12 protein-coding genes are annotated in these 13,186 nt (G+C 42.1%); 1 reads left to right on the top strand and 11 read right to left on the bottom strand.

Features of this window, described 5'->3' with window-relative positions; all coding sequences use genetic code 11:
- Positions 1-183: 183 nt before the first annotated feature.
- From ACUNWA_RS12895 to ACUNWA_RS12850, 10 genes are all read right to left on the bottom strand, one after another.
- On the bottom strand, positions 184-639 hold the full coding sequence (locus tag ACUNWA_RS12895) for a transposase (protein ID WP_445592333.1): 456 nt from the start codon (positions 637-639) through the stop codon (positions 184-186).
- Positions 640-649: 10 nt separating this feature from the next.
- Positions 650-1,246: a hypothetical protein gene (locus ACUNWA_RS12890; RefSeq protein WP_445592332.1), complete on the bottom strand. Its 597-nt coding sequence runs from the start codon at positions 1,244-1,246 to the stop codon at positions 650-652.
- Positions 1,247-1,258: 12 nt separating this feature from the next.
- Positions 1,259-1,915 carry a CRISPR-associated endoribonuclease Cas6 gene (gene cas6 / locus ACUNWA_RS12885; protein ID WP_445592331.1) on the bottom strand — a complete coding sequence of 219 codons (657 nt, stop codon included), beginning with the start codon at positions 1,913-1,915 and terminating at the stop codon, positions 1,259-1,261.
- Positions 1,916-2,061: 146 nt separating this feature from the next.
- On the bottom strand, positions 2,062-2,697 hold the full coding sequence (locus ACUNWA_RS12880; RefSeq protein WP_445592330.1) for a transposase: 636 nt from the start codon (positions 2,695-2,697) through the stop codon (positions 2,062-2,064).
- A gap of 68 nt (positions 2,698-2,765) precedes the next feature.
- The gene (locus tag ACUNWA_RS12875; protein ID WP_445592329.1) at positions 2,766-3,413 is read right to left on the bottom strand and encodes a hypothetical protein; all 648 of its coding nucleotides are present in this window, start codon (positions 3,411-3,413) and stop codon (positions 2,766-2,768) included.
- Positions 3,414-3,544: 131 nt separating this feature from the next.
- On the bottom strand, positions 3,545-4,420 hold the full coding sequence (cas6, locus tag ACUNWA_RS12870) for a CRISPR-associated endoribonuclease Cas6 (protein WP_445592328.1): 876 nt from the start codon (positions 4,418-4,420) through the stop codon (positions 3,545-3,547).
- Positions 4,421-4,455: 35 nt separating this feature from the next.
- Positions 4,456-4,779, bottom strand: coding sequence for an HIRAN domain-containing protein (locus ACUNWA_RS12865; RefSeq protein ID WP_445592327.1), 324 nt, complete (start codon positions 4,777-4,779; stop codon positions 4,456-4,458).
- Positions 4,780-4,822: 43 nt separating this feature from the next.
- The gene (locus tag ACUNWA_RS12860; RefSeq protein WP_445592326.1) at positions 4,823-5,734 is read right to left on the bottom strand and encodes a helix-turn-helix transcriptional regulator; all 912 of its coding nucleotides are present in this window, start codon (positions 5,732-5,734) and stop codon (positions 4,823-4,825) included.
- Positions 5,735-6,154: 420 nt separating this feature from the next.
- Positions 6,155-6,535, bottom strand: a complete 381-nt coding sequence (locus ACUNWA_RS12855; RefSeq protein WP_445592325.1) for a hypothetical protein — start codon at positions 6,533-6,535, stop codon at positions 6,155-6,157.
- An 88-nt stretch (positions 6,536-6,623) separates the two neighbouring features.
- Positions 6,624-7,493 (bottom strand): LytR/AlgR family response regulator transcription factor, encoded by an 870-nt coding sequence (locus ACUNWA_RS12850; protein ID WP_445592324.1) that lies wholly within the window; start codon positions 7,491-7,493, stop codon positions 6,624-6,626.
- 270 nt (positions 7,494-7,763) lie between these two features.
- On the opposite strand from ACUNWA_RS12850, the gene ACUNWA_RS12845 reads away from it, so the two are divergent.
- Entirely contained in the window at positions 7,764-10,550 is a 2,787-nt protein-coding gene (locus ACUNWA_RS12845) for an NPCBM/NEW2 domain-containing protein (RefSeq protein ID WP_445592323.1), read from the top strand.
- 152 nt (positions 10,551-10,702) lie between these two features.
- Here ACUNWA_RS12845 and ACUNWA_RS12840 read toward each other — a convergent pair whose 3' ends face one another.
- The gene (locus tag ACUNWA_RS12840; protein WP_445592322.1) at positions 10,703-13,117 is read right to left on the bottom strand and encodes a PDZ domain-containing protein; all 2,415 of its coding nucleotides are present in this window, start codon (positions 13,115-13,117) and stop codon (positions 10,703-10,705) included.
- Between the last annotated feature and the right edge of the window lie 69 nt (positions 13,118-13,186).

Raw genomic sequence — 13,186 nt, 5'->3', positions numbered from 1 at the left:
TCAGCCCGTTTTCGGATAATTGATTTTTTCTATTCCCAAGGCGTTGCCATTGGGCTGAATTGAATAAGCCTTTCAGGCAATTTAGATCATTAGACACAGGCTGAAAGCCCAACTAATTTCAGCCCAGGGCGAAACCCTGGGTATTGTGGGCAACACATCAAACAACCGCCCTGAAAGGGCAAATCAATCCTTCCATAAATAACGCTCATCGAAATCAATTCCATATTCTTTTAAAAACATCAGGTATTCCTCCTTAAATGACATCCTTTTATGATGTTCCTCCTGATTCTCGATGTAGCGTTTTGTTTTATCGTATACCGATGGACTAACTGAAAAACCGCCATAACCGCCTTGCCATGCAAACAATTCATAATATCCATTAAGCGTCTTAATCCACCGACTGCTATGTCGTTTTATTTCTTCTACAAGTTTTGCCAGAGAAATATTCTTCGACATCACACATAAAATATGAACATGATCTTCTGTGCCATTTATAATTATTGGTATCGAGTCATTCGATTTAAGAACAGAGCCCAAATAGGCGTAAAGTTTGAGGTTTTCTGTTCCCCGGATTTTGACTGAACCGGATTTGATATGAAAAATCAAATGCACAAATAATTTGGATAATGACTGTGCCATCGTAATTCTTTTAATAGTTACTTTTTACTGGTGTGCCAACAACTTTTAAATATCCATACATTGGTTCGTTGTTTTTTAATCGGTTATAACCAACAAGAAACGATTCTTCAGTTCTTTCGAAAACCAATTCAAACCCAGCAAACAGCTCCTCATTTGAATCAAATTCTTCCTGAGTAGTTTCCACTATTTCGCCATCGGGATAAAGCATATCTTCATTTCTGCAAAGACAAATGTGTTCACCAGATGCTTTTTGTGCATCTTCTTTATTGCCAAAAGCCACCCATAAAACAGGTTCAATAAAAACACCTCTGACTAAAATTGCATAAGGTCGATGATAGCCTTTTTCATCACCACCACTTTTTTTGTTCCACCCCCTTGGTTGAATTTGCTCTTGCTGTTGAGAGACTTGTTTGTAGCTTAACCGATGTCCAACTATTTTCTTTATTTCTCCATCATCATTTTTTAGTAATTCAGGAAAAAGCTTCCGTTCAATTCCTGCCACAATCGAAGGGGTTAAAAACTGCTGGCTGTACGTTTCGCTATCCCGAACTGCGGTCCAAGGCTTAATAAAACCAAAGGGACCTGTATATTTTACTGCATAAAGCATGTTAACCTCCTTTTATTTTATAGCTCCAAACCCAATTCCCGTTGAATTTCCAAGTCCTACATTCCAGGCAAATAGCTTTGTTTCGGGTTTGCCTTCGATGATTACCGGACACCAACTGGCTCGGTTTTGTACACCATTGTAGGTTATTTTCTTGGTGCCTGCTTTAGGATATTTATCTTCAAACCAAATTCGAAATGATTCATCATTTATTCCAGCCTTTTTCATCTTTGTAAGCAGGGTCTCCTGAAGACAAGTGTTGGCACGTAGGTCATCATAGGTAATGTGGTCTACCCTTTCGCCATCCTTTCGTTTTATGAAAATAGGGCTTGCGACAAAAAATAATTCGCGGGCCGAAAAGTCAGGATCTTCCTGAAGTATAATTTCCTCTACCTGCAGGCCATGAAACAAGCTTGAATCTTTCTGGATTCCTGCAATGAGCTTTTTAATCAATTCTTGTTCATGAGAACTAAAGAAAAATGAAGTTCCTTTTTCGAATTTCAAACCATCAGAAGTCGCTCTTCCTCTTTCGAGCCTTGAAAATGAGTATAGTGAAACACGTCCATGTTCTTTATTCCATCCCAACCACTTATGGATAGCTCCAGTTAGCAAAGGCTGATGATCAAATGGAATGAGCTCGCCTGTAGTCTTAATTTTTAAATGTATCCTCATATTTTTTCATTTTTGTTTTTTGCGCTGAAAACACATCGCCTGTTGGCCTCGTCAGCCAGTTATAGTCAATCGTCTTGTAATTTTGTTTCATATTGTTTCGCTATTAATCCCGTCAGGTTTTAGAAAGCTGTTAGGATTAGGTGTTATTAAATTTCCAGCCATTTTTCCATTTCAAATACGTCCACCTTTTGGTTATGCATTGTTTTAAAGTTCGCCTTATCATCAAACCACCCGATTACAGCTTTGCGGTGCAATTTGCTTGGTTTCATGGAAATACAGCTTAGGTAGCTGCTCCAAGGGTATTCGACCGGATGTTCGCAAAAGCCATGGTGAACGGGATTGTTGTGGATGTAAAGAATGATGTCGCGCAGGTAGGCTTTATTGTCGATAAGTTTTCGTTTAAAAGGCCTTTCGAACAGGGCTCCGCGCGTTTTATGGTATTTATTGTAAGCCTGGGCGTAGGCATTAAATAATTTCGAAAACTGTTGCGAAGGAGTACCTATTTTCAAGGAGTTGTCGTTTTTATCCCTGATAGGGTTCAGAACCCTGTCAGGGGTAGGAGAAGCAACAACTTCCTCTTCCTCTTTTATCCGCACCAATAAGTGAAAATGGTTTTTCATCAACACCCAGGCATAAGTCCGGGCTATTGGCGAAATGTATTTATCGTACAAGGCCAAAAAATAGTCGTAGTTGTTGCTATCCCGAAACAGGTCGCGCCCGCCTACCCCATGGCTGTAAATGTGATAAATCCCTCGGTGTTTAAGTTGTTCAAACTGTTGCATCGTTTCCTTTTTATCCTCTCCTTTTTAATCCTGACAGGTTTCCTAAACCTGTCAGGATTGCAATAAACCTAATAATCCACCACAATGCGGGCTTTCTCGTAGCCGGCGTAGAGTGCCGGGTCGCGCCGTTTAAAGATTTTCATGAGGTTGTCGAGCTGGTTGGTCAGCAAGTTGCTGGCTTCCGAAAACAGCTCTTCGAGGGTGAGGGTAGCCACGCCCGATTTAATCTGGTACTCGCGGGGCAGCCCACTCATTTCCAGAAAGCGGTCGTAATCGGCCTGCAGGTCGGCAAGTTGTTCGGCGGTAAGTCCATAGCCATCGGTAAGAGCCTGCTGGTGCTCGGTAGCTGCATCTATAATCAGTTTAATCTGCCGCAGCATGTCGTCGTTCTTCATCTTAAACAGGTCGGAGGCACTTTGCCCCATAGTTTGCTCCAGGGCCTTGTCACCGGTCATTACAGCAAACACCTCAACCATGTCGTTCAGAATATCGCCTTTCTGACTGATGGTGCGTTTCAGTTCGGTTTTCATCTTCCCGGCGTTTACCTGTGCCTTTAGCTGCTCGGCTGCGGCCACATCAATGGCCTGGTTTACTTCACTCAGCTTGTTTTTTACTTCGCCAATTTTGGCAACGCTCTGCCATAGCGGCGATTTTTCGTCGAGGTAGCTTAAAGTTGCCTCAATCATGTTCTTACGATTAATCTGCGTTTGTTTCATAGTCTATCATTTTAATTAGTAATTCACCGAATTCCGGCCTTTCGATCCGGTTAGCGGCTATTTCGGTTTTATCATCAGGCGTTTCGGTGCAGTCCGCACGAATTTCCATTCAATCCGCAAGCATTTCCATATCATTCGCTGGTATTTCGGATCGATCCGACAGTATTTCCGTGCAATTCGGATTCATTTCGGTGCCAATCGCGGCCATTTCGGTTCGAGCCGGGCAAAAAGTCGGTAGGAACAGTTTCGACCCACCCAAAACCACTCGAACTTTTTTCGCTCACCCCGGCATTCCATATCATTTGGTGAAGCTCGACCGGAGCCGTTAGTTGAAAGTCGAACAGGTTGCCCACCACACGCGTCTCGCGGTGTTGACCATTCTTTATTTTGAATCCACCTCGCTTGTACTTTTCCGAGGGTTTAAAATGTAGTTGATCCAAGTCAATCAACTTGTTGCGTGTGTTTTTAAATTTTTCAACCAGGTGCTTTACTGAATAATATATGAATTCATTATCAACTGGCGATAGGTACTTCGGATGCTTACGCCCTTCCATTTTCAGGCTAACCACCCAAGGCGTTTGCAAACGGTAGTGGATGGTTTCAGTAAAATCCGGCTCGGGTAAAGCCTCCACGCCTGTCACTTTAAAATCGATGCCATTGAATTTATCACCCAGATAAAATTCCTGACTCATAAATAAGCCTTTTATAAAATGAGTGGCTGCCTCCGTAGTATCGAAACTAATTTGCAGGGTAATTTCCTGTTTCCTGAGTTCAAACAGTTTCTTTTCTTTCCATAAAATGGGGCTTCCAAAATTCAGCCACGAAAAACAAAACAGTTTATATAGCTTTGTTTCACTGGCTCCGTAGCCTTTTTCGTGCAAAAAACCAGCGAAATCCCTATCCGCTTGATGAAGTACTTTGTAGATCCAGGCACTGATGTAATACTGATAATCCATGGGCAACATGCGCTGCTTGCTGGTGCGGTTAATGGTAATTTGAAATCTCATACTGATGCGATTATTAAGTTTATTGTTTATGTCGATTACTGTTTTTCCAGCTGTTTTAAAAATACCACCACGCCCAACTGATCTTCAGGCGTAGCTGTTTGGTCAATGTATTGAACCCTCGTTTCGAAGATATGGTGTCCGGCCTCCAGCAACTTGGCCAGCGAATAATTGGACGAACGAGGGACGTACCCAAGTTTGTAACCACCATAATAAATGGCTACAGCCAGCGGATCGTATTTATTGTCCGGCTCCGCTTTCAGCTCCAGTTCAGTACCAATTTTCAGTTTGTCAAAAATCAATACTCCTTCGTAGTAGCTAAATCCTGCTACCGCAAAATGTTTGTAATGTATCCGTTCCATAGGCTTATTTTTTGTTTCTACTCAAATTTCGCCCAAGAAACTGTCAACTCATGTCATTAGCTATTTTTTCAACCCGCTTTTTTAAAAAGAGCCTGAACTCCTGTGGTTCAAGCACCTCCACCTCATTGCCAAGTCCTAATACAAAACGGCCAACCCCTTCGAAACTACAAACAGGCGCTTCAAACAAAAATTGATGCTCATTTAGTGCCTGGATGTATTCTTCAGCTAAAGGGTATTCTTCTTTCAATAATTCGCAAGCCCGAATGGAAAGCATCAGCTTCACCTCCACTTGCTGGTTTGAGCTTATCCGAAAAACATCCATGGGCAGCTTTCGATGGTTCGATTCATTTTCCCAGGGTTCATTCAGTACCTGCACCGAGGTAATTCGTGTGTTTTTGAAGGTTTTACAAGTATTATCTTCCAAGTCATAAGCCCAGGTAGCCACATAGCTAGTCGTAAACTCAAAAGGCTCCACCAGGCGGTCTTTTTTATCGCTGCTATTGGCCGAGTAATAATCGTGAAGGATCACCTTCTTTCGGGTTTTTATGGCTTGCATGAGGTGGTGGATGTTTTCTGAATTTTCTTTCTTAACGATGGTGTCTGCTACACGGTCGAAATCGTACAAGGCATACAATTTTCGAATCAGATTTTGTTTCAGTAGGTTTTCATCGCTAATGGAATGAATGGCTTTTTGAAGAATGTAAGCCTCTTCTTTCGAAAAATGAAGCAATTCGCTGATCTCGCAAAAATACGGCGAATCTTTATCAATATAATAATAGCCATCAATCGGTTTGGGAATAATAAAGCCAGCCTCCCTAAAGCTTTGAATGTATCGAAAAGCTGTTCGTTCGGAGATAGTAAACCGATCAGATATTTCAGAAAGTCGGCGTCGGATTCCACTGGAAAGGAAAATCATCATCTCCAACATTCGTTGTAATTTATGCTGATCACTCATTGCTTTTATGTTTTCAGGTCAGACACTTACTGCCTTGAAAACATAAATATACTAATTTTCACTATCGACATATGCCCAATATCGGCAAAACGTACTATGTTTAGTAACAGTTTTCCAGAGCGTACCGTACTTTAACCGATTGTTTTATTGGCTTAACGCATAACGACCGCTGAAACCTTCCAGGACGCAGCAGCAAACCAATCATAACGTATTGACATGAAAAAGTATTTAATTTGATGGTTATCCATGCAAACTGCATTCAAACCACCTTCACAATCTATAATTGATAAACTGACTGACTATAGTGTACGCCAGAACTTCAACCCATGAATGGCATAAAAATAAAAATTCTTCCTAGCCGCGACTAGGAAGAATTTTTATAAACTAAAATACGAGTACCGTTTTGTACTTAAGACCAGCTTACTCTTTCGCTTTTACTTTTGTTGCAGCCAGGTCCATATCACCTTCAGACGATTTTACGGTTCCTGTCATTTTTTGGTCTTTAACTTTTACACTAAGATTGATATATTCATAATCCACGTACAATCCGCATTTAAAAACCCCATCAGTAAACGTCAAATCTTTCAGTTGAATTTTGTACCCATCAGCAAACTTAACTTCTCCAGCTAGTTTATCTTCCTTTTCGGAGATAATTATAGTACCTTTTTCGTAGCCATAAGGAGCCGAAGGAACCTGGAAAGCCCATTCGCCAATTACCTCTTTAGCGGAGGTAGTTCCTAAACTTTTTCCTGACATAGGAATAATCGCAATCATAAAAATAAACACCAATAACTTTTTCATTCTATTTGATTTAAAAGATTAACTGATGCAAAAGTGATTGAGATTTTTCTTTTATCAAAAATTTAGGGTTTAAGCCCGCTATTTGGGGCTAAACAGACTCTTGCTGGGATAAAAAGTCTAAAAACAGGGATGAATATTTCTCAGAAACAGGTATTATTTTATCATGATGACTTAGTTTGAGCTGTAATTTTTTCCCATTTAGCTGAACCATCTCAATTTGATTCCAGTTCACAATAAACGAACGATGACAACGAACCACCCTGTTTTTAGCGAGCATCTCTTCCACCCTCTTGAGCGAGTTCCTCAGAAGTTTCCGCTGTACTTTCGCTTCAGCCCAATAATACACCGAAATATAATTATCGGTCGATTCCAGAAAGAGCACATCTTGTGTTCGGAGTGAGAATTTTATCCGGTTATATTCATCTTTAAAAACCAGCATCTCCTTTTTTTCCGGATTACCTATTTTATCTTTCAGCATTCTGATTTCTGCACGTTGATTTTTATAATAAATAATAAACAGAGAGAACGAATAAGGCAGCAGAATTCCGAGCAAGGTGTACTTTAACGAAAAAACAAAATCATTGATAAAATTACCTATCGGGTTTCCGTACAGAAAAATGTAGACCAGGCTAATCAATAAGATTTCAATAAGAAGCCAAATGACATAACTTTTTATACTGAAAGCATTCACCTTAAACAATTTCCGCAAAGGAAACTGGGTAAACAAAAGCACTAAAGACACAATCAGTCCGTAACTTGAAAGTCGAATGAATTGAATAAAGCCCGAATCGGAAAACCAACGATTAATATTAAACGGGACAAACACATTGATATACAACACACTGAATAACAAGCAGATTAAAATCAAAAGGTATCGATCCGACTTTTGATCAAGAAGTGTAAACCTTTTATTTAAAAAATTGAAACGCAAAAAAGTCAAGTCCATTGAATTTGTCATAAAAAGAGAGTAATGACTAAATATAGATAAAAAATCGCCCACCAAACAACGATAATCCCATTTCGCACAAATTTAAAACGAAACAAACGCCAAAAACCAATACGCATTTAGCATCCGCTCTTTTATCAAATCGCCAAACACGTTCCTATCTGACAGGAAAAGCCTAAGCAGACCGACTTTCTACTGACTATATGTGGACAGAAATACCAACAAAGTAATTATCTTTAACGGCTTCAATTAATAACAAACTACGTATTAACTCAACCTACCATGACAATAAAACGATTTGTTTCTCTATTAATCCTCTTTGTCACATTCCTAAGCACGCCAAGTGCCCAGGAAGTCGTAAATCTAAACAAGCTCGACATCACCAAAGCACAACAGACCTACAGTGCTCCATCCAAAAATCTGTCGGTTACCGGAGAGCAATTATCGATTGCCGGCGAAAAATTCAAAGAAGGCATTGGCGTTCATTCGCGCTCTGTGATCAAGTTAAAAATGAACAATGGCAGTCGTTTTACAGCTAAGGTTGGCGTAAACGATTCGCAGATTAATTACCAGGCAAAAACCATTGAAACAATTCCCTTAGCCGATGGGAAACGGGTATTTTACAACATTACAAATAACCAAAAGCAGTTTATAGGCATTGAAGGGAAAGACGGACAGGTGGATCAGGGCAGCGTTGTGTTTAAGCTCATTCATAATGGAAAAGAAATATACAACAGCGGCATTATGCGAAAAGGTGACCATGCAAAAGAAATCGATTTGCCGGTCAAAAGAGGCATCCTTGAGCTGGTCGTTGACGACGCCGGAGATAGCGAAAGTGGCGACCATGCCGTGTGGATCAATCCTCAAATCGAATACTTTGAAATTGCACCAACCATTGCAGAAGCCGATTATGTTGAGAACATTGAACAAGACGGAGCAACAAAAAGACAGCTGGAAAAACAGATCAGCCAATTGCCAGAAATGAACTATCCACTGTCTCAACCGGGGTACGACTGGCTAATCGATAATTCGAAAGCCAGAGCTGGAGTTTTCCGCGCAAACGACAATAAAGACCTGGTGCTTTCCAATGGCCTGGTAGCCCGTGTATTTCGTCTTTCGCCCAACCTGGCCACCATCGACTACATGAACCAAATGACAGGGGAAAGCATGCTGCGGGCGGTGTCCAACGAAGGTACGCTTACCATTGATGGGAAAACCCACACTATCGGTGGACTTAGTTCGCAACCAGAATATGCTTACACCCTGATGAGCTGGGTTGATCAGCTTGCAGCTACTCCAAATGCTTTTCAGGTTCATGCGTTTGAAGTGAACGATTTGGAAGACCGCATGCCGTGGAAGCGGGTGCGCTGGGCTGCCAACGATCAAATGCCTACCGGGAAAGAGCTGGTATTTACCCTGACAAAAAACGACATTGTTGTTAAAGTGCACTTCGCCCTTTACGATGGTATTCCAACCATCAGCAAATGGGTTGAAGTGATTAATAATGGTAACTTGCTGGTTCAGCTCAATCAATTCAAGCTTGAGCAACTGGCAATGGTTGAAGGAGAAAGTCTGGTTGGCATACCCGAAGAGTGGATCAAACCCAACATTCACATCGAAACAGATTATGCTTTTGGCGGAATGCAGCAGCGAAATTCTGATGTTACCACTTACTGGCAACCGGATCCGAACTACACCTCACAAGCCAACTATCCGCTGCAAACACCGTGTTTGCTCGAAGTAAAGCCACCTCTGGGCCCGGAAACCGCTGTTTTGCCGGGAGAGTCGCTAACAACCTTCAGGGTTTGGGAAACGCTTATGGATACGCGCGATCGGGAAAGACAAGGGTTGTTTATCCGAAAAATGTACCGCACTATTTCTCCTTGGACTACCGAAAATCCTATCTTTTTACACCTGACTAATTCGAAAGAAGAAGTGGTTAAAAAAGCCATTGACCAATGCGCTGAAGTAGGCTACGAAATGGTGATTTTGAGTTTCGGAAGCGGAGTGAACATGGAAGATGAGTCGGGAAAAAACTATGCTTACTTCCGAAAATTAGTTGAGTATGCCAACGCCAAAGGGATTGAGTTGGGCGGTTACTCTTTGCTGTCGAGCCGTTGGATCAGCGATGAGGTGGATGTGATCAACCCAAAAACGGGAAAACGTGGAGGAATGATTTTCGGTTCATCACCTTGCCTGAGCAGCGAGTGGGGCTACAACTACTTTCGAAAAATCAAGAAGTTCTACGAGAATACCGGCATGAGCGTTTTTGAAAACGATGGTTCTTATCCGGGGAATGTGTGTGCCTCAACCAAGCATGCCTATCACAACGGGCTGGGTGATTCGCAATGGAAACAATATGCTCAAATTCAGGGCTTGTACCAATGGATGCGCAGCGAAGGCGTTTACATGAATATACCCGATTTTTACGTCAACGCAGGATCGAATAAAACAGGCATTGGCTATCGGGAAGTGAACTGGTCGTTGCCGCGCGAACGACAGCTAATGTTGGGACGCCAGAATATTTACGATGGTTTGTGGGATCGAATCCCAAGCATGTGCTGGACGTTCACCCCACTCACTCAGTATCACGGCGGAGGTGCAGCCGCTACCATTGAGCCTTTGAAAGATCACCTGGATGCTTACGAAAACCAGATGATGCAAAACTATGGTTCAGGAGTTCAATCGTGCTACCGGGGACCACGTTTGTACGATGCTCCCGAAACCAAAGAGCTTGTTGAGAGTGTAATTGATTGGTATAAAAAATACCGTCATATTCTGAACAGTGACCTGATCCACCTGCGTCGCCCGTCAGGAAAAGACTGGGATGGCTTTCTGCATGTCAACCCTCAGCTGAAAGAAAAAGGGCTGGCCATGTTTTTCAATCCAACCAATGAAGATATGGTGCGTGAAATAACCTTACCGCTTTACTATACCGGCTTGACAAAAACAGCCACAATTAGGAAAAAGGAAGGGAAAGCCCGTCAATATAAATTAACCCGGGAATACGAAGTGAAACTAAATATTACCATTCCGGCGAATTCATACAATTGGTTGGTGATTGAGTAAACACCTTCCACTTTGTTTTCACAAAAAGAAATCCCCATCCTCTTTAAAAATCAAGAAGATGGGGATTTTATATTGATTCAAACCCACGGGAAAAGGATATCAGTGTTAGCCGATAAGATCTCCCCGCTAAAAAATTACTCTCCGCTCCATCGTTAGAAGCTAAGCACCATCTTTTTCATCTGCTGATTGCGCATCACCGAAACCTCTAGTCTTTGCCCATCCCTATTTTCTTTAATTACACGAAGTAACTCTTCAAAATTTTTAATACTTTTTCCTTCGCAAGCAACAATTACATCGCTGGCTTTAAACCCTTTTTCAGCCAATTCTGAATCCGCCGGTACTTCCAGCAACAACACGCCACTCATGGATGAAAGCCCGTTTGCTGACTGCTCGCCCAGCGTTTCAATATTCTTTACTTTACCGCCTAACCAGCTATCGATTTTCCCGATCATGCTGTTTTCGGAAATAACAATCCGAGGTGTTTCAGGGGTTTTGGCTATTTTCTTCAGTTTTTCAGAAACGACCCCAAACTGATCCATCTCAAAGTTCTGAAATCCAATTTTCAATGCAGGCGAATTTTCTTTCACCTTGAAATTTCCTTCAGCAGAATTCACAAACATGGGATCACCAACCATTGAATTCTGATCGCAACCATTGACCTGAAATTTCTCCAGATCTTCCTGAGTTGTCGCAAACAGGTTATAGTCTAGCTCTTGCCCCCACTTTCCATCGGCTGCAATGGCTCGTTGCATAACTGCCGGGCGATAGGCTCCAAACACAATGTTGTGCTTAAATACATCGCCACTTTCAGGGTACCAAACATGCGGATGTAAACTGTTATTAAGAATGATGTTATTGGTGGCAGTCCGATGATAGCCTTCACGCATTTTCAATCCGCCATTCAGCAAAAGGTTATTGTAAAGCTTGTACCACGAAGAGCCATCATCCAAATCAATATCCCACCCATGATCGCAACGCCAACGGCTATTTCGAATGATGTTTGGGGCAAGCATATCAAGCTTGTAAACTGTGGAATCTTTCTCCATTTCAGCATCAGTTTCCCGAATATCAGGTGTCCAGAAACGGTCGCGGCCCCACGAGTTAAAACTACCATGATCGCCGGTTTCCAGTACGGTATTGAAAACATCGCAATATTCAATGATGTGTCCACCAAAGGTGCCTTCGCTGATGTTTATTCCGGCACGCGGAACATCATAAATGGAACAATGCCGAACGGTAATTTTATGTGACATCGAAATCTGCACTGGTGATGTTTGTTTTTCATCGCGTCCGGTCATGGTAATCAGGCAATCTTCTACCAAACAATCTTCAGGAAAGTTATCCCCTTTTGGGCCAGGCGTACGATCTATCTTTTCAAAATCTTGTTTGCCATAACGGAACAACGGGCTTCTCACCATCGCCGGATCGCCAACAAAGGCAATTCCGTTTGCTCCTCCATGATGGATATAACAAGTTTTAAAGCTTAGGCGGCGATTATAATTATTCACGAAAATACTGTTGCCCCCAAGCTGGTCGAACTCACAATCAGAAACAGAGCAATCCTCGGCTCCATTAAAAACGAGTCCACCACCACGGTATACCGTCCAGTCGCTTCGCAATAACTGCTCTTTGTTCTCCATAAAACTGCGGGCAGCATGCTTGAACGTAAGACCCTGCAAATTGATAAAGCGTACGGGCTTTTCCTTGCTCCCCTGAAACTCAATTAAATGTTTTAATCTGACAATCTCAACGGTTGCCGAAGAAAGATTTACTTCACTCTGAGGATAATAATAGAGCAGTCTTTCCTTTTGATTGAAAAACCACTCACCCGGAACATCCAGTTCCTCAAAAACATTCTCAACCATCCGGTAACGTGGATGCATGGGCGAAGGACGGTTGTTCTGCCAACCACCTTCCAATACCAGTGTGCCATCATCATTCTTTCCTTTGACCAGCCAATGCATATCGCCCCACAAAGCAGTGTGCATCGCATGAACATAAGCTCCCTGAGGATTGCTCCACTGAGCCACTTTTTGGGGTGCCAGCGGGTCATTATCAATATCGGGTTCATGAGTGTGAATGAGCTCCCAAGTGTCAAAAACGTTTTTACCTTCAACGGCATTCGGAAAACGTGCCATCCGCTGGCGTTTTCCATTCACATAAAGCTGATCAATGCTTATATTTTCATTTACTTTGGCGCGATAAATGCCATCCTGATAAGGCTCCCAAGTCAGCATCAATGGTTTTCCACCACTGATCACGGCTTTCCCTTCGTGGGCAGCCAAATAAGTTACGGGGTATTTTTCTGAACCTGAATCTTCCGGAGTAAAGACCAAGGTTTCACTCAGGTAGTAGATACCATCCCCCAGAATGACGTTTACTTTTTGCTTACCAGCATAAGAAGCAGCTATTTCTTCTGCTTTTTGTAAAGATTGTATTGGTTGTTCTTTGGACCCAGATTGATGGTCATCTCCCCAAGGTGAGACATGGATCGTGATCGCTTCCTGCTGACAGGAAAGCAGGCCCATAAATGTAAAGACGACGAATAAGCGTACGAGTAGTTGCATTGTTTTATGGTTTAGGTTTTATCGTTTAGTCAGTGACCTTTTAAACCGAAAGAAAAACGTGCAAGGTCT

The organism is Sunxiuqinia sp. sy24 (assembly GCF_052677165.1).
This window is presented reverse-complemented; position numbering and strand designations above follow the sequence as displayed.